Below are 22249 nucleotides of genomic sequence, written 5' to 3' on the forward strand. Positions count from 1 at the left end.
CGGCACTCGGGCGTGTAGAGCGGGATGACGTGGTCGCCCTTCTTGACCGAGGTCACGCCCGGGCCGACGTCGACGACGATGCCGGCGCCTTCATGGCCGAGGATCGCCGGGAACAGGCCTTCCGGATCGGCGCCGGACAGGGTGAAATCGTCGGTGTGGCAGATGCCTGTGGCCTTGACCTCGATCAACACTTCGCCGGCCCGCGGGCCTTCGAGCTGAACCGTCATGACCTCGAGCGGCTTGCCTGTCTGAACGGCAACGGCGGCGCGTACATCCATGTCTCCATCCTCCCTTGACTTCACAGGCTGGTGCGTCAGGGCGAACCCTGACAAACCGCAGCGCACTTCGGTATCACGGGTAGTCGTCAGGTGTGCGGATCACCACCGGTTCCCACGTCTCCCGCCACCCCGAGCCGTCACTGGGTGATCCTCTTGTCGTGTTCGTCGAGCAACGGCACATCATAGGACAGCAGCAGCTTGTTGATTTCCGCCTGGTTGTCTCTGATGAAGGCGTTGAGCGTGCGTTTCCATTGCTGGTCGGAAGGCCGCACACCCATCGTGATCCGATAGATCATGCGTTGACCGCCCTTCTCCTTAGTCAGCGGCACGATCGCCAAATCGGCTCCGGACTTGCGGGCATAATAGCCCGCCATGGGTCCCCAGACCGCCGCGGCGTCTATCACGCCTGCAAGCATGTCCCGTATCATGACTTCCGCCATCGACGGCATTATGCGCGTGTCGACAATGAGCGGATAGATCTTCGCCTTCCGCATTAGTTTTTCTACCGCCATGTTGGCGGTGGGGGGCGTTCCCTGGACGACGCCAATCCTCTTGTCAGCAAGCTTCGGATCCGTCAGCGTTTCCACGCCGGTAAGATCGCCATCCTTCCTGTAGATCAAAACGTAGGATGAGCGATAATAAGCGTTGGTATTCTGGACGAGTTCGTCTCCTTGCGCATACCCCATGATGATGTCGCAGTGATTGGCGCCGAGTGTATTGCGTACAAAGCCAGGGATGGAGGGGTACCAAGTATAAGCGACTGCACTTCGTCCTGTCGCGGTTGCGACCATCTTGGCAAGCTTATCCTCGAACCCCTCGCCGCTCTGGTCGGAGAAGGGCAGATTGGACGGGTCGGCGCAGACCCGCAGCCTATCCGGATCAACCAGCTCTCCAGCCGCCCCGAGCCCAGCGCTCTGGGAATGCACCTGCCAAGGGATCAACGTTATGAACGTGGCCATGGCCATTGAGATGAGAGCCACCCTGCAGGTTCGACGGGCGCCGGTTGCCATGTCATCCACCCATGCAGGAAGCTTCGTAGGCCTTCGCCCCTTCGGGTTTGTCCGCCTTCTTGGGCGGACGCCCTCGCGGCGCGGCGCCAACGGCGCGGGCGCGCAGATAAACGTAGATGTCGTCGAGGTAGCAATAGACATTCTTATTGTTGCCGAAGCCCGGCATGACGACCTCTTTGCCGCCGACGACGCTCTTGCGCCCCTCCGCAACGATTGCGAGGAAATTAGGATAATCCAGGTTCTTCATGGTGGTGGCCAAGGCAGGGGCATAACTCGAGCCGACGCCGTCGGGGCCGTGGCAGACATGACAGTCCGAGTGATAGCGACGGTATCCGCTGAACGTATACCAGTCGACCGTCCCGTCGTTTTCAAACTTGAACGTCGGGTTTCCCTCAGCATCTAAGTGTTTCCCGTCTTCTTCTTTGACAGCTGCGGCTTTTTCGATGTCGTCTGCCGCGGGGGTATTTCCGGGGATTAAGAGGTGGAACACGGCGCCAAGCGCTAGAACTGAAATACGAAAAGCCATCAATAAACCCCACGCTTTGGAAACCTGGAGCGCGACGCTCCAAAGGGCCCCTCCGGATTTACATGGACGAAGGATGCGGACTACGACGGCGGAATTCCGGTGGTCGAAAACTGGTGGGGCTACGCCGAAAACGCAGCCCCATCATTCTTGAACAGGCCATCAGTCTGGAAGACCGAAGACGGTCAGCTGTCCCCCAAGCGTCGTGTACTCCGCCAGGCCGGCATAACCACCGACTGCGCCCAGACCCGCGGTTCCGACAACTTGGGCTTCATCACCCTGCTGGCGACCCTGGTCGACCGCACCGTGCCACGCGGCGGCGTTTTCGGGCGAAAGCAGCCCGCCAGCCAGTCCAATACCGGCCCAACCACCAACGCCAGACAGCACGGCGATATACTGCTTGCCGCCATGTTCATACGTGTTGATGTTGCCGATAATGCCGGATGGCGTCTTGAACCGGTAGAGTTCCTTGCCTTCCATATTGACTGCCACGATGTAGCCTTCCAAGGTTCCATAGAAGACTACGTCGCCGTCGGTCACAAGAGCACCGGACCAAACGGAGAACTTCTCGGGCTTCGACCAGACGATTTCGCCTTTTGCAGCATCCCAGGCAATGAAGTTTCCCATGCCGCCGTGACTTTCTGGGGTCGGATACATCGAAACAGTCGCGCCGACATAAGCTTGACCGGCCGTGTAGCTGACCTTGTAGGGCTCATAATCCATGCAGACGTGGTTTGTCGGCACATAGAACAAGCCGGTCTTCGGTGAATAGGCAGCCGGCTGCTGATCCTTGGTGCCGAGTGCTGCAGGGCATACACCCGTCGAATTCACGTCCTCACCATTCTGTTCGGTGGAGTATTTCGCCACGACCTGCGGCCGGCCATACTGGTCGCTCGCCGGATCCATGACGACTTCCGTCGCCCAGTTGACCGTCGGATCATATTTCTTGGCAACCAGAAGCTCTCCCGTCGCCCGGTCGAGGGTGTAGGCAAAGCCGTTGCGGTCGAAATGCACGAGCACGTCGCGCGGCTGACCATTGATTTGCATCGCGTCGACGAGAATGTTCTCGTTGACGCCGTCATAGTCCCACTCGTCGTGCGGGGTCATTTGGTAGAACCACTTGGCCATACCCGTATCCACGTCGCGCGCCATCAGGGTCATTGACCAGCGATTGTCACCCGGGCGCTGCACAGGGTTCCAGCTCCCAGGATTAGCTGTGCCATAATATATCAAGTTGAGTTTCGGGTCATAGGAGTACCACCCCCATGTGGTGCCGCCGCCCGTCTTCCACTCCTCGCCTTCCCAGGTTTTTATACCGGAGTCGGGTCCGATGGGTTTGCCAAGATGGGTGGTCTTTTCCGGATCGACGAGCATTTCGGTGTCGGGACCAGTCGAATAGGCCTTCCAGGCAAGTTTCCCGTCTTTCAGATTGTAGGCCGCCATCCAACCGCGCACGCCATACTCCGCACCCGATATACCAATCAGCACCTTGTCCTTGACGACCATCGGAGCGCCCGTGCTGGACTCGGCCTTGCTGCCATCGATGTGTTCGCCGTTCTTAACAGACCAGACGACCTTACCGGTCTTGGCGTCGAGGGCAACGACGGTCGTGTCCGCCTGGTTCAGGATTATCTTTCCATCCCCATAGGCGACGCCACGATTAACAGTGTCGCAGCACATGATGCCGATGACGTTCGGATCCTGCCTTGGCTCGTATTTCCAAAGGATCTTGCCGTCGTTGTTGAGATCAAGGGCATAGACGTTATTGGGAAACGGCGTGTGGACGTACATGACGTCGCCGATCACCAGCGGTCCGCCCTCATGACCACGCAGCACGCCCGTCGAGAAGGTCCATTTAACCTGGAGATCCTTCACATTGTCCTTGGTGATATTATTGAGTTTGGAATAGCGATGATTGGCATAATCGCCCGTCGGCATCGCCCAGTTCTTCGCGTCGGCCGAAAGGGCCGTCAATTCCTCATTGGCGAAGGCATTTCCGACAAGGGTCGCTGACAGAACTCCAGCGGCGGTCAGCGGCAAACATAGGAATTTTCCGAGTATGCGCATGCGGATTCCTCCCGATGTCGACATGGACCCGAGGTACATTGTTACGCTCCCCGGGAGACCATATAGGGCCAGCCCAAGCTGTGTCATGTTAGTCGTGGGATATGTGCTTGCTTCAGCGTCACGGGTTCATTTGGATGGGCAGAGGGCACCGTTATTGCCCATCCTCTTGACCAACGAGACCCCGCTCCCAAGAGACCAGGCTTGAAGCCGGAAACTAACGGAAGAATAGGCGATCAGACCTACTAACGCAAGATTAAATGCAACGGACCGCGTGCGTTGCAACAAGGAAGAATGCTGCTGCGCAGCATATTATTTACTGATACATCGAGTTACTACATTTGTCTGTATCGACTGATTACTGTAGTACTACAATGCTTCTACCTGATTAAGTTGGCTCCCGGCCAATGTATCAACGCCGACCGGAGATTTTATGGCCACTGGTAACCTAGACGTGATCGCCTTCGTCGCCGTGATCACCTCTGCTGCGATGGCGTCGGCAGCGGGCGGGTATCCGACGGTCGCGGTCGTCGACTATGTGTACGGCTGCATGAAAGCCAACGGAGAGACACGAACAGCGCTCGAGAACTGCTCTTGCTCCATCGACGTTATAGCCTCGATCCTGCCCTACGAGCGCTATGAGGCAGCTGAGACGTTCAGAAGCCTCGGTTTTCAGACAGGCGAAAGAGGGGCTTTGTTTCGACAGAGCGCGCCGGCGAAATCCGCCATCGCCGAACTGAGCCGCGCTCAGGCCGAAGCAGAGGTGCGGTGCTTCTGATCTTCGAAAACAAGAGCCGCCCGTCGATTGCCCCTCGCAATCAGAGGAGATGGTTGCGTGGTATGGAGCGTTCATACCGCGTCTGGAAACGTCTTGTGAAAATCCGAAATGAGATTGTCGAGCGCCGGCGCGTCACGCAAAGGGCGTGAGAGCACCACGTCGAAGATGCCCAGCACTTGCGCCGGGCGTGGTGACAACACGATGATGCGATCCGCAAGCAGAAGGGCCTCGCGCAGATTGTGGGTCACCATCAAGGCGGTGGTGGGTCTGGCTGCCCACACAGTCATCAAAAGATGGCGCAATCTTTCGGCGGTTCGTTCGTCGAGCGAAGTGAAGGGCTCATCCAGCAAAAGGATAGCGGGCTCCGTGGCGAAGGCTCGTGCAAGGGCGGCGCGACGCGCAAGGCCAAGCGAAAGTTCCGAAGGATAGAGTGACCGCATCGGGGAGAGCCCTAGAATATCGAACAGCGGATCCAGGTCCCTGTCCCTGACGCGAGCAGGCAGGGCAAGACGAACGTTTTGCTCCACCGTCCGCCAGGGGAGAAGCACCGGCTCCTGAAAGACAGCAGCGACGCGGTTGGAGCCGCCTTCGGGTAATTGATAGCTGCCCGAGAATTGCCGGTCGAGACCCAGTAGGATGCGCAACGTCGTGGTCTTGCCGCAGCCCGACGGCCCGAGCAGACATGCAAACTCACCCTGCCGCACCTGGAAGGAAAGTCCGCGCAATGCGACGATCGAAACGCCCTCAGCCGATCGGAACGTTTTATCGCTAATATCGACTTTAAGCGGGGCGGCGACGCCAGCGGGTTGCATGTCGTTCAAGTGGCTGCACCAAAATGAGTTCGATCAGCAGCATGATAGCCACGAAGGCCAGGGTGTATGCAAGGATGGCGGCAACATCGAATATCTGGAAGTAGAGATAGATCTGGAAGCCGACGCCGTTTGAACGGCCGAGCAGTTCAACGACGAGTACGATTTTCCAGATCAGAGCGATGCCGGAACGCGAGGCGGCCGCGAAATAGGGCTGCAACTGCGGCATCAGAATATGGCGGACGTGGTCAACCGGCCCCAGCCGGTAGACGGTTGCCATCTCCGCATAACGCGGATCGAGTGCAATCGCCCCCTCGCGCATGGTGACGATGACATTGGGTATCTTATTGATCGCAACGGCGCCGATCGCGGCCGCCTCCGTCAGGCCGAACCAGATGTATGCGAGAACGATAACGACCAGGGCCGGAAGATTGAGAAAGAGCACAAGCCACGGATTGAAGAAGGAATCCGCCCGCCGATACTTGCCGAGGATGACGCCGATCACCGATCCCACGACCATGGCAACAAGATAAGCAGCCGCGACCCGCCAGAGCGTCATCGCCAGATGATAGCCAAGCTCACCGCTCAATGCCTCCTTGAGAAGTACCCGCCAGACCTCGATCGGCGGCGGAAAAGCACGGCTCGGCCAGATCCCAGCTGCCAGACCCCAGAGCAAACATAGTCCGAACAGTGACGCCAAGGCCGTCGCCGCCGGCAACGCGGCGCCAATCCCGCGAGAAAGAGCGCGCGTGTGCCGGCTTGCAGGTCCGCTTTTTTCCGATCCGAATTCCGCTGTCATGTCTTCAATGCAGCCCAAAACGTTCCCGGAGCCATCTGCCGCGCCTCACCGACGAGTTTCTCCCCGCCCATGTCTGCAAGGATTTCGTAAAGCTTGGCGGCATCACGTTCCTCGTCGGCGACAGGCCGGTTTGGAATGCCTTCGCGATAGCGCTCCCGCAGCACCTCAAGTTCCCTGCCCTCAGCTCGCACCAGAGGTGCCAAGCGCTGCCATTCGGCGTCGGATTGAGCGAGAAGTTTCTTGGCCGCCGCACTTGCCTTGACAAAGCTCATTGCCACGTCCGGATTTTCGTTAGCCCATTTGTCGTGAAAAACGTAACCTAGCGCCGAGACGGGCCCCGATGCCCCGAGCGCCTCGGTTGCGTCCTCGGCACCAATGAGGCGCCGGAAGCCGCTTGCCTCGAGCCGTGCGCAGAAATGCCAGAAATTCAGGACCGCATCGAGTTCACCCGAAACAGCCTTTTCTGACAACAGAGGCGGCGCGCCAAAGACAATCTCGCTATCTTTGGTCAAATCAATACCGTTGTCACGCCGGGCGAGACCCTGGATCAGAAGCCAACTCTTATCGAGCGAACCGCCGACCACGCCAATTTTCTTCCCGACGAGGTCGGGAATGCCTCGAATTGGTGCGTCCTCTTTGACCATGATGGCGCCAACTGCGGTCGAGTAAGGTGCAAGCGTCAGATCCTCGCCCAACGAACGCTGGCGCGACACCCACAGCCAGTCGGAAACGATGATGTCGAGGTTGCCTGCCAGAATAGCCACGTTTGTGGCGTCCTCGCCAGCAAAATAGACGACTTCCACGTCGATGCCGTTGGCCGCATCGAATTTATTATGCTTGATGGTGTCTAGCTCCCAGTTCACCGTTCCGAACTTCAGAACACCGACCCGAATCTTTGCTACGGATGGGTTTGCCAAGACAGGCAAGGCGAGAGGATTTGCAGCAGCCAGCAAAACCGTCAGGCAAATCGCGCGCCGCGACATCTTCATGTTACCACCTCCCAAGGTTTCGCCACTGCACCTCAAATCCGGTCCGATTCCGGGAGAACATGATGCAACAAATCTAGAACCTTACAGCGTCATTTACACGTCACATTTCAGGCGCCGCGCTGTAGCGACGTCAAATCTCCTGATCCTTGCCGGGAAACAAACACGTCCATCGCACGACCTTCAGCGCCGGATGGCCCTCGGACCATTTCGCGATCTCAGCCGGCGCCAACGCCATGCACTGGACTAATGAGCCGCGGCTCTCGAAATACAGGTGTTCCGTACGGCAATTGGCGGGGTTGGCCAGCACGCACACGGTCAGGACGAGATCGACGAGGTTCAATTCCGCACCTTTCCTCGCGCGAACGCGCACAGAAGCAAGGGTGACTGACGTGCCTGGCACAACCGGGGAAAGCCGACAAGAAGAATACGCGTGCGGCAGACGGGCGTCAATTATTCTACCGCTGGGCTCATCTGGCTCCCAGAGTTTGCGCAATCGTCTTGGTAAGAGCATACAAGCGTTGCTCAATCAGTGTCGGTACTTCGCAGACAAAGCTCAACGATTGCGCGCGCTCCTGAAAAATGCGCGTCTGGAGCACTAGCCGATCATTGCGCAGTGCAAGCTCGTTCAGGTCAGCACCCGGTTTGACCCGCAACGCATCCACGGCGGAAGCCTCCAGGCGTAGGCGTGCAGCCATGTCCCTCTGGCCGCGGGCGTAGCGTGCAATGCCGGAAATAACCTCTGAGCGCTCCTGGTTCATATGATCGAAGAGCCCCCGAACGAGCATGGTCAGGCGCTGCTCCCTTTCGCCCACCGGCAGGCCTTGCGCGTAACCCCTGATCTTTTGTTGGGCCTCTTGCAGTGGCACGCGGCGGGCCGACAGTTCCACGACCAAAGCTGAAATGGTGGCATCTTTGGACCACTCGACGGTCGCCGGCCGCAGTTCCGCGCCATTCCACACCTGGACGAGCGAAAGTTGCGGAACCTTGCGCTGAATGCATGGCCAGTCTGGGTCGTCGCCTTGGGCTGCCAAGGCCGGCCATGCAAGGTTAGCAGCGAGCACGACGGACAGGAATATCAGCGACGGCCACCGCATCATGCATTTCCTCCTGGAATCTGCCGGCGCCGGAGCAAGCCGTTTGATGGATTGTAGGCGAGGATCGCACCGCCCAGGAACAGTGCGGTGAACGCAATCACGATCATCAGTGCTCCCCAGGCAATCTGTCCGTAGAGAGCAAAGCGGATCAGTTCGACCGCATAGGTAAACGGATTTGCAAGGCAGATTTTGTGGAGAAGGGGACTGGATTCCTGGATGCGCCAGAGCGGATAGAGCGCGGGAGAGGCAAAATACATTGGAAAGATCACGAAATTCATGATGCCCGCGAAATTCTCCAATTGCTTAATCATTGACGACAAAAGCATCCCGAGCGAGCACAGCATCATCCCCGAGAGGAACAATGCGGGAAGGATCAGAAGATAGCCGGCCCACGGTGGCTTGACGCCCCAGAACAAGGCAATGACCAGAAAGGCGTAGACCTGCATAATCGATACCGTCACACCGGCGAGCAGCTTGGAAACGAGCAGGAACCAGCGTGGGAATGGACTGACCAACAGCGTACGCATGTTTCCCATCTCCCGATCATAGACCATCGAAAGTGAGGACTGCATACCGCTGAACAAGAGGATCATGCCGCACAGGCCTGGAGTGATATAGACCTCGTAGAGCACGTAGGTCTTGTAAGGCGGAATGATCGAGACGCCCAGGACCTGACGGAAACCAGCGGCGAAAACGAACAGCCATAGGAGCGGACGGACGAGCGACGATATGAAGCGCTCACGCTGGTTAAGAAAACGGAGGCCCTCTCGATAAAGGATGCCTTTCAAGCAAATGGCATACTGAGAAATATTGAACCGGCGTGCCGAGGCCAACTCGGTTGGAACAGCGCGTTGAACCGTCTGCTGGGTCATAGGCAGGCACCTTCAGGTAAACCAGACACCAACCCCGTCAAGGATGCGAACGCCTGCTGAATGTTATCCGAAGCAACCGAACGCACCACATCTGAGACCCTGCCCTGCGCCAGCACCCTGCCCTTGTCGAGGACGACCACATGATCGTTACTCTCGACCTCGTCGATCAGGTGGGTTGCCCAGAAAACGCTGATGCCATCGGTGACCACTAGATCGCGGATCGTGGCAAGGATCTCCGCACGCGACTGTATGTCCAGCCCCACGGTCGCCTCGTCGAGCAGCAGCAGTGGTGGGCGATGCAACAGGGCCCGGGCAATTTCGATGCGCCGCATTTGTCCGCCGGAAAGGCTGCGCGCCTTATCGTAGAGCCGGTCGATCATATTGACCCCAGCAAGCAATGTCCTGATCCGTTCCAGCGCCTCAGCATGACCGATGCCGTGCAAAGAGGCATGGTAAGAAAGGTTCTGATAGACGCTGAGGTCGAGGTCCAATGTCCGCGCCTGAAACACGATGCCGAGGCGGCGCAATGCCTCTCCCGGGGCCCGGCTGATGTCGGTGCCGAAAATGTGGATCGTTCCTTGGCGCGAGTTGTAAAGGTGGCTGATCAACGAAAACAGCGTGGTCTTGCCGGCCCCGTTGAGGCCGAGCAGGACGGTGAAGTGGCCAGGCGCAATGGAAAAGGAAATGTCAGACAGAACCTGCTTGTTTCCGAAGCAATGACCTACCGCCGACACCTCAAGTGCGGCAGGCAGGCTCATTCCATCATTCGCTTTCGCATCCTGCATGGCGTCCTCCACCGCGAACAGCACGGATAGTCCGCAAGCCAGCCTATTTGATGGTGATCGTTCCCTTCATGCCCTTATCGGCGAGATCAGGAACGGACCACGCATAGCTTCCCGGCCGAATGGTGGTGAATTGGACCTGCATTGTGCCCTCCGCGTCGAACTCCAGCCATGCAGGAGCACCGTTCATGTGAACCTCGAGATCGTTGATGACGATCTGGTTCATCCAGACGTTGCGGAAAAGGTCCGTTACAAATTTGTATTCCAAGCCCGCCGCTGAGGTAATTTTCCAACGATACCCCTGTCCGGCGATCAGCTCGAAATCCTTCTGATTGACGGCGAAGCTGTCAGAGCCCGATCCAAACACCAGTTCGGGGACATCCTTGCTCGCCCGCGTTACCTGCTTGGAGAATGAGGTCGGTTGCGGCACTGGCTCGTGATCACCTGCATCTTGCCCAGCACAAGGCGCCGCTGACAGGACGGTGGTTCCGAGAACCGCTGCGTGCGCGAAATTTCGATATTTCTGCATGTGCTCCTCCTCGGTAGGCAACTGTTGTTGGAACATCAATTCGGGCTGACGACCACACCCCAGGGCAGCGCCCCGACGGTCACAGACTGAATTGCTTCATCGGTAGCGACGTCGATGAAGGTGATGTCATTGGAAACACCGTTGGTGCTGATGATCGTCTTTTGATCGGGCGTGAAGGCGAGTTGCCAGACCCGCTGGCCGACGAGCACGTATTTCTCGACCTCGTAAGTCTTGGCATTGACCACAGCCACGCGATTGGCCGGGCCCAGCGCCACATAGGCCTTCGTGCCGTCGGCCGTGATGCGTACTCCGACCGGCTGGATCGCTTCTGCTCGGAGGCCCGCAATCTCAAAGGTAATCTTGTGCTTTACCTCGCGGCGCGCATTGTCGATAACTGAGACAGTGCCACCGATTTCGGCACTCACCCAGACCTCTGAGTTGTCCGGCTTGAACTCCGCGAACCGAGGTCGCGCATCTACGAGAACGTTGTGCGTTATCTCGTTGGTTTCGGTATCGATGAAGTGTGCCATGTTGGTCGTTTCGGAGGTATTGACCATCGACTTCCCGTCCGGGCTGATACCCATTCCTTCGGGTTCGACGCCAACCGGCACCTCAGCCCGCACATCTCCACTCTCAATGTCGATGACGGTGACAAGATTGTCATCTTCATTGGCGACATAAAGCGTCTTTCCGTCAGGAGAGAGGACGAACAATTCGGGGTCTGGTCCTGACGGCAGCGACCCAACGATTTCGAGCGTGGTTGTATCGATGATCTCGATGGTGTCGTCGTCGCTCGCGCACAGGTATACAAACTTGCCATCGTGCGAAATCGTGATGCCGCGCGGCCGCTGGCCGACATCGATCGTGCCCACCACCTCCATTGTCGTGGAGTCGACCACCGAAACTGTGTTGTCCTTCTCGTTTGAGACATAAACCATGTAAGCGGACGCAGGCGATCCGATACTTGCAGCCACAACAAGTCCGGCCGAAAGAAACCTCAGTCGTCGTAGCATCTCGTCCTCTCCCATTTCCTGTTCCAACCTATTCCAGCACACATCGCGTTTCGGGCTGATCGATCCCGAGCGTGTCGAGTTCGGAGAACTGATGCAGGAATCCTTCCTGGGGCGACGTCGACACGACCGCACGGCCGTCGCCCAGGAAGATGGGCTGACGCAACTGCCAGTTCCATTTCCGGAAGGTCAGCTTCTGCCCCCTGAACGCAGCGATCGAGAAATCCTCCGCACGGATGAAGGCTGCAAGCAGTTCGGGATCAGCGCTGTGCGTGCGCGTGGCAGCCTCCCCGATGATCCTGGTTGCCGTCCAAGCGGCCATGTCTTTCGACAACATCCGTCGACCACTGGCCTTAGCGAAACGGTTTTGTATCTGCGTGCCGCCCCACTGCTCGCTTGCCGGGTGCCACGCGGAGGGCATCAGACCGGCGGTCCCGGCCACTGGTCGCGGCATCCAGGTTCGAAACGGCACATAGGTCCCGAAGACCTCGGTTTCGTCGGCCACGAGCAGCACGTCGTGATCAGGGAATCCCTGCGTGAAGACAGGCATCTGTCGTTGGATCTGGACCACACCCGTATCCGTCCGGCGCGCTGTACCCGTGTCGGGAAACTCCTTTTCCGCAACAATCTCGCCGCCAAAGCGCGTGGCGGCGCGGCGGAGCGCGTTTGCAAACTGTTTGTCGGGCTCATGAGAACCGTAAACCAGCACCCAGCGACGCCATTGTTTCCAAATCAGATATTGCGCCAGCCCGTCGGCGAGCATGGTGCGCGTTGGGGCGGTGTGGAAGATGTTTGCCCGGCAACCTTCTTCGCGCAGACGGTCATCCGTGGCACCGACGTTGAAGAGCAGCACGCCGTTATCGCGAGCGAGATCGGCTATCGACAGAAGCTGGGCAGCAGAGAGATCCGCGAGAATGTAGAGAGTGCCCCGCGATATCATGTCATTGAAGGCAGGCACGACATCGGCATTCGGGTTCACCTCGGACACTTCGAGCTTGAACTCTTGCCCGAGGAAGCGACCGGTCGTGTTGTTATCGCCGATGGCCACTTTGGCCCCCGCGACTCCTTCGTCACGCGGCGGCACGTCCAGCACTGAAAGTGCCAACTGGGGGGCATAGGCGCGAAGGTAGCCTAGCTTGATCTCCGAAATCGGTTGGGCTTGCGCCACCTTGTCAGGTGGCGCGGGAGAAGCCTCCTGCGCAACAGCACCGGAGTGGCTTGAAGCGGCAAGAAAAGCCGCGGCAAACAGTGTAGGGGCGTGTGGCACCGCATTTCCCACTAGTCAATACAATACAACATCTCCAACGCTAGTCGGATCTGCGTATCACATCGGTGCCACCACTAGCTTAGCCGAGATATCCTCGATTTCAACCAGAAGCCGGGCGCGCCTTGGGAAACGGCGACGAATGCGACGTTCTTCAAGTCGTTCTCGAAGCCTTGCCTTTCAACGATCTCGGAAACGAGGTCATCGAATGCCCGCCGGGCCGCCGCGATACGCTCCGGCCGCATGACGTCGTTATCGACGGCAAACCATTGCCGACCACCCGATCTGGTGGGAAACGGCGCGTCAGGGTATGCGAAAACCGTGTTGGGTAGAGTGGACTTCCAGGAACCGCCCAGACCGCCCATCTGCGTGCCTCTTGCTCCGATACCGTGAAAGAAGATCACCAGATGACGAGGACGTTCTGCCTTGCGGTTTGCATCGCGCGAGCTCACGACGCTTTCGACATACTGGACGGTTGAGTTCGGGTTGTCGGATGAAGTCGACTTCAAAGCGATCCGATGCGGCCACGCCGAAGCTTCGGCGTCCAGTGAAATTGCGATGGCGGCTAACAGGACAGCGAGCCCGACGAGGGCGGACGATAGCGCAAGTGTCCCATGGCGTCATCATGACGGCTCCCCACTGGACGAAGGCCCTCTTCTGTCGATCCAGCGCATCGTCGGAGTTACGGTTATGCCGTGGACCACGATTGAAGCCAGCACGATCAGTACTACCGTAGCCCAGATTGTCTCGAATCCATCGAACTCCGCCTGTCCCGTTGCGTAGGCAAGGTAGTAGATCGATCCGAGGCCTCTGATCCCAAAGACTGCGATCACCGCGGTTTCTCCTGGCGAATGCCCCGACCCGACCAGGCACAGCCAGCCGATAAGAGGTCGGACCAACAGGAGCGCGAGCACCGCAACGACGCCTACGCGCCAGTCGACGGCAGCCAAGAGCTGGCCGCTAACGGCGACCGATCCAAGGCATACCAAAAGTACCATCATCAGCAACCGTTCAATTTGTTCGGCGAAATCGTGAAGCTGCTCGTGGAAGTCGTTGTCCCGCTCGCTCGCCCGGAACGCCACGGCCGCGAGAAACACGGCGACAAAGCCGTATCCGCCGACGAGCTGGGTAAGCCCGTAAGTAACGAACGTCATGCCAAGAGCGACAAACCCGTCCTGCGTTTTCGCAAGTCCGCCGCCACGCATTCGAAACGAAAGGACTCCAAACAGTTTGCCCAGCCCCCAACCTAAAGCGGTGCCCGCACCGAGCCGCCATGCGACGTCGAGCGCGGCCCAGTGTGCAAGGACGTCAGTCCCCTCCTTCGCTGCCAGTGCAATGGCAACGGCAAGGTGAACGAACGGAAATGCAAGCCCGTCGTTCAGGCCCGCCTCCGACGTCAGGGCGAAACGAACCTCGTCCTCCTCTCCTGACCGCGGCGGTCCGACCTGGACGTCGCTGGCGAGCACGGGATCTGTCGGCGCGAGCGAGGCTCCAAACAGGAGCGCCGACGCAAGGCCGAGACCCAGTATCCAAAACCCGAGGAAAGCGAGTGCGGCAATGGTCAGAGGCATCGCTAAACCTAGAAGACGCCAGGTTGTCCCCCAGCGCTGCCAACCGAAGGGACGGTCAAGTTTCAGCCCCGCCCCCATCAACGCGACGATGACGACAATCTCGGTCATCCGTTCGGTGAACTCCCGATTTTCCAGAGGATTGAAGCGCGGCAGCAGGGGAAAGGGAGACAAGGCCAACAGCGTGCCGATGGCGAGACAGGCTATCGGGAGCGAGAGAGGAAGACGCCGGAACGCCATCGGCAACCACGCCGTCAGGAGGACAACGAAGCCGAGGACCGTCAGCGTAACGATGTAGGCGTCCATTCATCCTGCTTTCTGCTGGAACCCGAAGACGCGATAGCCTCAATCTTTCCCTGAAATGGCACTTGGCCAGTCGTTTGACGGCTCGTCGAGGATACCGCCAGAACTGTCTTCAGCCGGATCGGGATCACGCGCGAGCGCGTCACGGAGGCCTGGGAGCTGATCGCGGATGGCGTCGAAGATGTCTTCCTGTCGGACACCTTCGACTACGAACGTATCAATAAGTTCTTCCAGCTTCAGCCTGAGGTCATCCTTCCATTCCCTGGAGTGCGTATGGTTGGTCATTTTCTCCTCCTTCTTTTCGGCATGTCATCTGCGAGTTCGATCCAAACCGGGGCATGGTCGCTGGTGTGTTCCCAGCCTCGGACGTCCTTATCGACGCCCGCCTTGACGAGCCTTTCGGCAACCCCGGGACTGAGAAGGAAATGGTCAATCCTCAAGCCTGCATCCCGGCCGTATGCATTCCGGAAATAGTCCCAGAACGTATAAACCCGCTTCCCCGGATTCAGGTGGCGAAGTGCGTCAGTCCACCCCTGTTCGACGAGTTCCCGGTATGCATCGCGAACCTCTACCCGGAACAACGCGTCATCCACCCATCGCTCGGGCTTGTAGACATCCAGTTCGGTAGGCATGACGTTGTAGTCGCCGGCAAGAACGACGGGGACTTTCAGGGCGAGCAGTTCGTCAGCATACTCCGCCAAGCGCTTGAACCAGGCGAGCTTGTAGTCGAATTTTGGCCCTGGGTAGGGATTGCCGTTCGGCAAGTAGAGACAGCCAATCACCATGCCGTCGATAGCCGCTTCGACGTAGCGGCTATGCAAATCGTCGGGGTCTCCGGCAAGTCCCCTACGGATAAGTAGCGGTTCGCGACCTTTTTCGAGGATTGCTACCCCGTTCCAACCTTTCTGACCGTGCCAGATGGCACCGTAGCCTGCCGCCTCAATAGCTTTGGCGGGGAATTTGGCGTCAGGGGCCTTCAACTCCTGTAAACACACGACGTCAGGCGAGGCCCGTTCAAGCCAACTCAACAGCACTTCCAGGCGGCCGTTGACACCGTTGACGTTGTAAGTCGCGATTTTCACTTGGACTTATGATCGCCCTTGTCGCCCTCCCCGGGTTTTGCGTCGTGTTTCGCCTTTTGGCGTTTGTCAGCGGACAAGGATCGACTCACATCCACTGATTCTTTGAACTTGCCGTCTTCGTCCCGCCGGACGTAGCGCTTGTCGGTTCCGGTATCGATCAGTTCTCTCTTTGACATGCGTGCCTCCCTGGTTGTCGATGGAAACGCACGGAAAGAGGAAAAGTTACAGCCCGACCGCGTTGGGTGTAACGGCAAACTCGGGTTCATCTCGACGCGTTCAGGCCTGTGTATCCCCGGCCTCGCTCTCAACTACCTCTCGACCTTTCCAGCCCCGCTCCGAAAGAAGAGTGAGCGCTGGCTAGAGCTTGCAATCGCTTCCCGCTTTCAAGGCCTTGGCAAACGCTCGTCAGCCGCTCACGGCCGTCGCTGAATGCAGGAATGGTGGCATCAGCTTCTCCAGTTCCTCCAGAATGGCATCCATCCGGTAGGGCTTCGCCAGAAAGGAGACGCGATGTCCGTCGATTTCAGCCGCGGTATGGCCACCCGAAGTGACGATCACGGCGACACCCGCCGTGTAGCTGTGAACCAGTTTCACCAGATCAAAGCCGTTCAATGCGCCGGGCATGTCCACGTCGGTGATCAGCGCGTCGATCCGATGCCGACCCAGCACCGCGACAGCCTCCAGGACATTCGACGCCTCTAGCACTGCAAATCCTTCGTCTGCGAGGAAGTCCGCCAATGTCATCCGGATCAACGGCTCATCGTCTACCACTAGGACGGTGCGCTGATACATTCTCGCCTCCGAAGCTCGTTGGCTCTCACCGTGCTCCCACGAGGAAAGGGCGCCCGTGAATTGGACTCTTTGCCAACAAACTTAATAAAATGCCAACGATCGTCGCTCGCCCTTGCGATGCCGGCGCGCTTGTACGGAAGAACCAGAGAATCCCTATGCGGTCGCAAGAAGTAAAGACGGGCAGCGATAATTGTTGTCGCTCCGGATGAAGGCAATTCAATCCGGTTTGTTCTCGGGGCCGTCTGGTTTGAGATTGGCATTGAGGCGAAGGGTGAGGAAAGTCATGACTGAGAGCACGAGTGCTACGTCGTAAGCGCCGAGACCCACGGAGGTGCCGATCGCGCCTGTCGCCCAAAGGCTCGCTGCTGTCGCAGTTCCACGCACGCTTGCTTTGACAACGAGGATAGCTCCGCCTCCGATGAACCCCATGCCAGTGATCAGCCCTTCGACGATCCGGGCTGTGGCTTCCGGGCTTCCCGTCGTCAAGCGTTCGGTGGCCTGTATAAATCCGCAACTCGCTATGGCGACGAGTGGGAATGTGCGCAACCCCGCGCTTCTTTCGCCCTTTTCCCGGTCCCATCCGATAGGAAGCGACAGTAAATATGCGCCCACGAGCGCGCCAAGATGTGGAATGACATCGAATGTTACTCCTAGTGCGGCAAGCTGATCGATCAAATTCCATCCTCCCTCGTTGTTGTCGACAGCACATAGAAGCGCAGACCAGCACATCAAGCGGGTGGCCCTGGCAACGTAGGCGAAGCCAGACTTCCAGTCGATACATTATGCGATCATTTCAGATCAGAACGTGAACATACTCGCAACAAGGGTATTTAGAGCTCTGTTGCCCGTATCCCGCATGGAACCACAGACAGGTCGCTACGTGGCGATGGTGACCTTCTCGATCGGTGCATTCACTAGACCTGGGCGCCGGAGCCGCCGATCATCGCGGGCAGCAGTCTCCGAACCCGGCACGGCTCGGATACGAATAACATCGATCGCGGAAAACGTTCTGACCCACCTTCCCTCACGGAAGGCGGTGAACTGACTTATACGACAAACGGCCCAGTCGCCTTTGAAGGTGTAATTCAGGTGGAGGAGTCTGATTTTTTGCGTTACCAGCCCCCGACTGCGAACGCCTCGAGTAGCGAATGAGATTTAATCCGAGGCTGTAGCAATGAGTCGCGCCCGGTGGGGCAGTCGCGAGAAAATAAACGACTGCACCTAGATTAGAAAAATCCCGAATTTTCGGAAGATTTACATTGTAGTCTTTACAGAATTACTGAGATAGATACGAACAACTTCTTTTTGATCTGAACACAGCATCGATTGCGAAAAACTCTCCCTATCTGTAGCAATGGGTTGGGGATTGCGTGCCGGAGCTCTAGCAAAAATTTCTAAAATAGTGTGGACAATTATCGAGACCTACCTAGAGTACAGAGCCTAAAGGCATATCGATTTGACATCCCCTTCTCATTCCAGCGCCGCTCAGCAGGACAAAACCAAAGAACGCAGCACGGTGGTGGTTTTTGTACATGGTCTTGCAGGATCAGCGGCCACTACGTGGCGTGCTATGTCCAAATGCATAGCCGCCGACTCCGACTTCGCCCATATCGAAGTGGACTACTACACGTATCCCACCAGGCTGATACGCTGGCCGTTTACTCCCCAGCTGCCCGGTCTTCGTGACCTAGCGGATGGTTTCAGGACATTCTTGGAGGAACGTCATCGTACGAAGGAGAATATTCTCATTGTAGCGCACAGCCTCGGAGGATTAATTGCGCGCCACATGATAATCAGCGCCCTTCGTCGCGGTCACCTGAAAAACATTAAAAAGATCGCCTTAGTCGCATCCCCCAGCACCGGTTCGCAGTTAGCCAACGTCGGTTCCGTCGTATCATTTGCTCACCGCCAGCTCAAACAGCTTTGCAGGGATGCGCAGGGCCTTGCTGCCATCAATATCGATTGGGAGCAAATGAAAATCGAAGAAGCCATACAGGTTAAGTATATTCTGGGCGGGAGCGACCGGGTGGTGCCGAATGAGAGCGCTGCACCCTACCTGGGTCGGGACAATAAGGCTGTTTTGATTAATGCTGACCACCGGTCAATTGTAGCGCCAGATGACATCGACGACATTCGTTACAAGACGGTTAAGCGCTTTCTGCTAGAAGATACCGCGAGTGAGCCGACACCGCCGATCCTAACGGTACCCTCAGTCGAGCGCCCAGCGGATCCGTTGTTCGATGTGTACACGCCGAAGGAGGACTCCTACTATCTCGTGCGCTCGTTTGACAACGTGCTGTCGAACGTTCTGACAAGCGGACACGTCTGGTTAAGCGGGGAATCTGGGATCGGGAAATCGGCTGCCGCGCGAAGGGCTGTCTATGCAAGCGGTTGGAAACTGTTTCACATAAATCTCTCCGGCCACGAAATTCACAGCGCTCAAGCCTTAGTTGGCGCCGTTTCGTCGGAAATAGCAGCCATCGCCGACCACGCCCCGATTTCAAAGGACTCAACGTTCGCTGAACAAATCGTTTCCGTGAAAAAAGCACTCATAGCTGCGCGTTCGGACAAGATCGTGGCAAAGATCATCGAAGAGATGCCAATTGAGGAGGAGAACCTCGCAGCATCGGCGAATTTGATAGCCCAGTTCTTGGAACATATCGACGCTGACGAGCATCTCAATGGCCAGGTACGTTTCATATTCTCATCAAGAAAACCGCTCTCAAGCACTATTGGAATATTGGATAGCAAGGCGCGCGAGAAGCTCCAGTTTCTCCCTGTTGAGAGCTGGACCCAAATAGACATCGCTCGGTTGGTGCACCTGCTCACGCCCGCGATTAGACCGAACCTAACCCCTGAAGAACAGCAACGCATCTCAACTGCCTCGGGCGGTTCACCGCGCTTTGTGAAAATGATGTTTAGACATTGGAGAAACGGAACATCGAACGGCGGAACGATAGAAGACCTCTGCTCACGAGTGTCAAAGGAACTGGTCCTGTGAACGATTACCAAAAAGTACTCCGCTCTCGAACTATCATTCCTGATAGCCTTTACGTTGACCGTGATGCCGATCGGCAACTCGCAAATGTCATCGATGATATGGGCCGCCCTGGTTACATTCTTGTCGCAAGGCAGATGGGAAAGACGAACCTGTTGCTACGCATGAAGCGTCGCCGAGAGACTCTCGGTGAGCTCGCTGTGTACATCGATCTTTCAATCGGGTTCAGCGACGCGCGCGGACTCTTCCGTCATCTTATCGATAGCCTTCTGGAATCTTCCTCTATTACCGGGGTTCAAGAATTAATTCAAAACGAGCGTAACGAGGGCGCGTTGGACCCAAGCCTGGAGTACGACCGTCACTTGCGTCGGATTTTGAGTGCCACAGACAAAGAACGGGTAGTCATCATTCTAGATGAAATTGACTCTCTCGTAGGCCAACCATACTCAGATCGCATCTTATCCCAAGTTCGCAGCATGTATTTCGCTCGAGCTAACTTTCCCGTGTACGAGCGTTTGACTTATGTTCTCTCAGGTGTGGCTGAACCAACGGATCTCATTAAAGATAAAAATATCTCCCCGTTTAACATCGGCGAGAAGATTTATCTAAACGACTTTAACCGCACTGAGGCCGTGTCTCTCCTCAGCAAAGCAGGAATCGACCTGCCTTTAGATGTTAGCGACGCTGTTTTTGGCTGGACTAGCGGCAACCCACGGATGACATGGGACATTTATGCCGCGCTCGAGGATGAAATCGCAGCATCAAATGATATCGATGCAAGCACCGTCGATGCCATCGTACAAAAGCTCTACCTCACTCGCTACGATCGTGCACCATTGGATCATATTCGGGCACTCGCGGAAAATGATGCGGATGTCCGAGCGGCACTTGTTGCCCTACTCTACGGCAAGGGGGAAACGCTCGATGATCGTTCTCGGAGCAAGCTTTATCTTGCAGGAATTACCACCGCTTCAGCCAACGAAGCTCCAAAAATCAAGAACCGCGTAATTGAATCAGCACTTTCAGAAACCTGGCTCGCTCAGGTGGAGGCTGGTCAGAAAGGCCTTCTGACGGCAGCAGGAAGACGGTATGAGAGCGGCGAGTACTCTGAAGCTGTGTCGCTAGTTGACCGCTATCTCAGCTCTGGAGGGTCGATCGATACTTTGGATGAACTTGAAATTTTTCAGTACGGGATGTCCCTATACCACACTGGTGACTATAGCTTGGCAATTGCCGCACTGGAGAAAGCCAGCACGCAAAGTCGGTCAAACGAAGTTCGAACGATAATAAATTATCATATTGGGCTATCGGCTATGCTCCTAGGGCAAATGGAAAGCGCAATCGCCGCGTTCGAACCACTTTCAAGCGCGGTCGGCCCTTACAGACTGCGGGCGCGTCACGCATTGGGGACGGCATTTCTTAAAACATCCATCAAGGATTTCTCAGACAAAATTATTTCGATCAACGAGGAGGTGCTTTCCGAAGCGCCTGGCGAAACGAGCTTGTCAGATACGGAGAAGGCCGAGGTAATTTCGGCTGCACATTATAATTTGGGACAAGTCTACGCAGCCCAAAACAAACAGGGGTGGGCAAAAAAGGCATTCGAGAGCGCGAGTTTCTCCGCTTCGCGCGCGATGAAGCCGGCCTATGCGTCGGCCCGCCTGAATGTAGCAGAAGGCATCCAAGAGCGTATCGCTATCTTGAAGGAAGTCGCAGATATCATCATTCGCGACAATGTCCCCTACAACAAGGCTCGGGGCACACTTGGCTTCGATCAAAATGATATGGCTGAACTTTTGGCCGTCGCCCTTGAGACCGTGGAGTCGGACACCTTCCACCAGCTCTTAAAAACTGCTTGCGAACGAACCGCAACCAACGCCTTTGAGACGCTCGTGACTCTAGCTACCGAAGCCGATCTAAAAACAGATTTGAGACATGTCCGCACACTGTTGAAGCATGCGCTGACTGAACACACCATCTGCCGTGAAGCCCTCCTCAAGCAAAAACTGAATGCGGCCACAATCTGGCTAAGGAATTCGGCGGAAGATGAGCGTCACGAAGCGTTCAAAACGTATTGGGTTTTAGTCACTGATCCGGCGGCCGCGGAGTTCCTGTCGGCGAATGACACCGTGCTATTAGCAAACCATGTCGGCGAACTCGCCAAAAATGGCGATTTGGTTTTAGCAAAGGAGATTACCGCCTTCGTTCGTCGAAACGAAGAGATCCTGGCTTCCGCAAGCTCCACGGTGTTCGCATTCTTCGTTTACAATGAAATGGTGATCCATAGACTTGAAGATAACTATGAAAGAGCCCGCCGAGCCGCGCGTGAGATATTGAAGTTGGTTTCTGCTCGTGACGTTTCAAACGATATTTATGCCATAAGGCAACCAGAATTGGTTGATAGCTTGCGTCAGGCAGCATCGAACGAGATAGGGTTTCATTCTCCCGCCGTTGCAAAATTTCGTAGAAACGACGTTATTGAGGTCGTCGATACTAGGACCGGACTTCGGTACAAGGCGAAGTATAAAAAGGTGTCCGACGGACTCGCTGCAGGATATTTAGAGTTATCCGGCGCCCCCAGCCGCAAGTCTCCATTTGATCGGAGCTGACCTGCCACTGAGAATTCCCTCCAGAATGGATTAAAGTCCGGCCCATAGAGGACGGACGAATGAAGAAGCAGAGATTTACGGAAGAGCAGATTATTG

At 56.8% G+C, this 22249-nt stretch carries 24 protein-coding genes; 3 read left to right on the forward strand and 21 right to left on the reverse strand.

Annotation, left to right across the window (positions count from 1 at the left end; genetic code table 11):
• The 4 genes from ASD63_RS36210 to ASD63_RS18150 form a co-directional block, all read right to left on the reverse strand.
• The coding region (locus tag ASD63_RS36210) for an alcohol dehydrogenase catalytic domain-containing protein (RefSeq protein WP_244497260.1) at positions 1–278 on the reverse strand (278 nt) is incomplete at its 3' end.
• Between the two features lie 137 nt (positions 279–415).
• On the reverse strand, positions 416–1288 hold the full coding sequence (locus ASD63_RS18140) for a quinoprotein dehydrogenase-associated putative ABC transporter substrate-binding protein (RefSeq protein ID WP_060529635.1): 873 nt from the start codon (positions 1286–1288) through the stop codon (positions 416–418).
• Between the two features lies 1 nt (position 1289).
• The gene (locus tag ASD63_RS18145; RefSeq protein ID WP_034803310.1) at positions 1290–1814 is read right to left on the reverse strand and encodes a c-type cytochrome, methanol metabolism-related; all 525 of its coding nucleotides are present in this window, start codon (positions 1812–1814) and stop codon (positions 1290–1292) included.
• A gap of 159 nt (positions 1815–1973) precedes the next feature.
• On the reverse strand, positions 1974–3878 hold the full coding sequence (locus ASD63_RS18150; RefSeq protein ID WP_082572919.1) for a methanol/ethanol family PQQ-dependent dehydrogenase: 1905 nt from the start codon (positions 3876–3878) through the stop codon (positions 1974–1976).
• Between the two features lie 487 nt (positions 3879–4365).
• Between ASD63_RS18150 and ASD63_RS18155 the strand changes: the two genes are divergently transcribed.
• Positions 4366–4653, forward strand: a complete 288-nt coding sequence (locus ASD63_RS18155; protein ID WP_113081158.1) for a hypothetical protein — start codon at positions 4366–4368, stop codon at positions 4651–4653.
• 71 nt (positions 4654–4724) lie between these two features.
• On the opposite strand, the gene ASD63_RS18160 is transcribed toward ASD63_RS18155, so the two are convergent.
• The 17 genes from ASD63_RS18160 to ASD63_RS18240 all read right to left on the reverse strand — a co-directional run bounded on the left by ASD63_RS18160 (position 4725) and on the right by ASD63_RS18240 (position 17221).
• On the reverse strand, positions 4725–5465 hold the full coding sequence (locus tag ASD63_RS18160) for an ATP-binding cassette domain-containing protein (protein WP_060529638.1): 741 nt from the start codon (positions 5463–5465) through the stop codon (positions 4725–4727).
• Positions 5434–6279, reverse strand: a complete 846-nt coding sequence (locus ASD63_RS18165) for an ABC transporter permease (RefSeq protein ID WP_244497258.1) — start codon at positions 6277–6279, stop codon at positions 5434–5436. The genes ASD63_RS18160 and ASD63_RS18165 overlap by 32 nt, the downstream gene beginning before the upstream one ends.
• Positions 6258–7250 carry an ABC transporter substrate-binding protein gene (locus ASD63_RS18170; protein WP_060529640.1) on the reverse strand — a complete coding sequence of 331 codons (993 nt, stop codon included), beginning with the start codon at positions 7248–7250 and terminating at the stop codon, positions 6258–6260. The genes ASD63_RS18165 and ASD63_RS18170 overlap by 22 nt, the downstream gene beginning before the upstream one ends.
• Positions 7251–7380: 130 nt before the next feature.
• Positions 7381–7590, reverse strand: a complete 210-nt coding sequence (locus ASD63_RS18175; RefSeq protein ID WP_034803266.1) for a hypothetical protein — start codon at positions 7588–7590, stop codon at positions 7381–7383.
• Positions 7591–7717: 127 nt separating this feature from the next.
• Positions 7718–8347, reverse strand: a complete 630-nt coding sequence (locus ASD63_RS18180) for a hypothetical protein (protein ID WP_244497259.1) — start codon at positions 8345–8347, stop codon at positions 7718–7720.
• On the reverse strand, positions 8344–9216 hold the full coding sequence (locus ASD63_RS18185) for an ABC transporter permease (protein ID WP_034803263.1): 873 nt from the start codon (positions 9214–9216) through the stop codon (positions 8344–8346). The genes ASD63_RS18180 and ASD63_RS18185 overlap by 4 nt, the downstream gene beginning before the upstream one ends.
• Positions 9213–10001 carry an ATP-binding cassette domain-containing protein gene (locus ASD63_RS18190; protein WP_082572920.1) on the reverse strand — a complete coding sequence of 263 codons (789 nt, stop codon included), beginning with the start codon at positions 9999–10001 and terminating at the stop codon, positions 9213–9215. The genes ASD63_RS18185 and ASD63_RS18190 overlap by 4 nt, the downstream gene beginning before the upstream one ends.
• A 43-nt stretch (positions 10002–10044) precedes the next feature.
• Positions 10045–10527: a hypothetical protein gene (locus ASD63_RS18195; RefSeq protein ID WP_034803298.1), complete on the reverse strand. Its 483-nt coding sequence runs from the start codon at positions 10525–10527 to the stop codon at positions 10045–10047.
• A 35-nt stretch (positions 10528–10562) separates the two neighbouring features.
• The gene (locus tag ASD63_RS18200) at positions 10563–11540 is read right to left on the reverse strand and encodes a YVTN family beta-propeller repeat protein (RefSeq protein WP_034803295.1); all 978 of its coding nucleotides are present in this window, start codon (positions 11538–11540) and stop codon (positions 10563–10565) included.
• Between the two features lie 28 nt (positions 11541–11568).
• On the reverse strand, positions 11569–12705 hold the full coding sequence (locus ASD63_RS18205) for an ABC transporter substrate-binding protein (RefSeq protein ID WP_234798894.1): 1137 nt from the start codon (positions 12703–12705) through the stop codon (positions 11569–11571).
• Between the two features lie 173 nt (positions 12706–12878).
• Entirely contained in the window at positions 12879–13253 is a 375-nt protein-coding gene (locus tag ASD63_RS34335) for a hypothetical protein (protein WP_162253351.1), read from the reverse strand.
• A gap of 171 nt (positions 13254–13424) precedes the next feature.
• Positions 13425–14675: a cation:proton antiporter gene (locus tag ASD63_RS18215; RefSeq protein WP_034803260.1), complete on the reverse strand. Its 1251-nt coding sequence runs from the start codon at positions 14673–14675 to the stop codon at positions 13425–13427.
• Between the two features lie 39 nt (positions 14676–14714).
• Positions 14715–14957: a hypothetical protein gene (locus ASD63_RS18220; protein ID WP_034803258.1), complete on the reverse strand. Its 243-nt coding sequence runs from the start codon at positions 14955–14957 to the stop codon at positions 14715–14717.
• Positions 14954–15754, reverse strand: coding sequence for an exodeoxyribonuclease III (gene xth / locus ASD63_RS18225; RefSeq protein WP_034803255.1), 801 nt, complete (start codon positions 15752–15754; stop codon positions 14954–14956). Before xth ends, ASD63_RS18220 begins: the two co-directional genes overlap by 4 nt.
• Positions 15751–15930, reverse strand: a complete 180-nt coding sequence (locus ASD63_RS18230) for a hypothetical protein (RefSeq protein ID WP_034803253.1) — start codon at positions 15928–15930, stop codon at positions 15751–15753. Before ASD63_RS18230 ends, xth begins: the two co-directional genes overlap by 4 nt.
• A 229-nt stretch (positions 15931–16159) precedes the next feature.
• Complete coding sequence (locus ASD63_RS18235) at positions 16160–16546, reverse strand: response regulator (RefSeq protein WP_060529641.1); 387 nt, start codon at positions 16544–16546, stop codon at positions 16160–16162.
• A gap of 216 nt (positions 16547–16762) precedes the next feature.
• Positions 16763–17221, reverse strand: a complete 459-nt coding sequence (locus ASD63_RS18240; protein WP_060529642.1) for an MgtC/SapB family protein — start codon at positions 17219–17221, stop codon at positions 16763–16765.
• A gap of 781 nt (positions 17222–18002) precedes the next feature.
• Here ASD63_RS18240 and ASD63_RS18245 point away from each other — a divergent pair.
• Together ASD63_RS18245 and ASD63_RS18250 are read left to right on the forward strand one after the other, a co-directional pair.
• Positions 18003–19547 carry an alpha/beta hydrolase gene (locus ASD63_RS18245; protein ID WP_162253352.1) on the forward strand — a complete coding sequence of 515 codons (1545 nt, stop codon included), beginning with the start codon at positions 18003–18005 and terminating at the stop codon, positions 19545–19547.
• A complete protein-coding gene (locus tag ASD63_RS18250; RefSeq protein ID WP_060529644.1) occupies positions 19544–22153 on the forward strand; it encodes an AAA-like domain-containing protein in 2610 nt (869 codons plus the stop codon). The genes ASD63_RS18245 and ASD63_RS18250 overlap by 4 nt, the downstream gene beginning before the upstream one ends.
• The last annotated feature ends 96 nt before the right edge of the window (positions 22154–22249 follow it).

This window comes from Ensifer sp. Root558 (assembly GCF_001427045.1).
Lineage (GTDB): Bacteria > Pseudomonadota > Alphaproteobacteria > Rhizobiales > Rhizobiaceae > Ensifer > Ensifer adhaerens.

Coding starts and splice junctions, on each gene's coding strand:
- ASD63_RS18185 (WP_034803263.1), bottom strand. CDS start 9,216: ATGACCCAGCAGACGGTTCAACGCGCTGTTCCAACCGAGTTGGCCTCG.
- ASD63_RS18200 (WP_034803295.1), bottom strand. CDS start 11,540: ATGCTACGACGACTGAGGTTTCTTTCGGCCGGACTTGTTGTGGCTGCA.
- ASD63_RS18195 (WP_034803298.1), bottom strand. CDS start 10,527: ATGCAGAAATATCGAAATTTCGCGCACGCAGCGGTTCTCGGAACCACC.
- ASD63_RS18180 (WP_244497259.1), bottom strand. CDS start 8,347: ATGATGCGGTGGCCGTCGCTGATATTCCTGTCCGTCGTGCTCGCTGCT.
- ASD63_RS18230 (WP_034803253.1), bottom strand. CDS start 15,930: ATGTCAAAGAGAGAACTGATCGATACCGGAACCGACAAGCGCTACGTC.
- ASD63_RS18220 (WP_034803258.1), bottom strand. CDS start 14,957: ATGACCAACCATACGCACTCCAGGGAATGGAAGGATGACCTCAGGCTG.
- ASD63_RS18155 (WP_113081158.1), top strand. CDS start 4,366: ATGGCGTCGGCAGCGGGCGGGTATCCGACGGTCGCGGTCGTCGACTAT.
- ASD63_RS18150 (WP_082572919.1), bottom strand. CDS start 3,878: ATGCGCATACTCGGAAAATTCCTATGTTTGCCGCTGACCGCCGCTGGA.
- ASD63_RS18160 (WP_060529638.1), bottom strand. CDS start 5,465: ATGCAACCCGCTGGCGTCGCCGCCCCGCTTAAAGTCGATATTAGCGAT.
- ASD63_RS18235 (WP_060529641.1), bottom strand. CDS start 16,546: ATGTATCAGCGCACCGTCCTAGTGGTAGACGATGAGCCGTTGATCCGG.
- ASD63_RS18145 (WP_034803310.1), bottom strand. CDS start 1,814: ATGGCTTTTCGTATTTCAGTTCTAGCGCTTGGCGCCGTGTTCCACCTC.
- ASD63_RS18190 (WP_082572920.1), bottom strand. CDS start 10,001: ATGCAGGATGCGAAAGCGAATGATGGAATGAGCCTGCCTGCCGCACTT.
- ASD63_RS18170 (WP_060529640.1), bottom strand. CDS start 7,250: ATGAAGATGTCGCGGCGCGCGATTTGCCTGACGGTTTTGCTGGCTGCT.
- ASD63_RS18215 (WP_034803260.1), bottom strand. CDS start 14,675: ATGGACGCCTACATCGTTACGCTGACGGTCCTCGGCTTCGTTGTCCTC.
- ASD63_RS18140 (WP_060529635.1), bottom strand. CDS start 1,288: ATGGCAACCGGCGCCCGTCGAACCTGCAGGGTGGCTCTCATCTCAATG.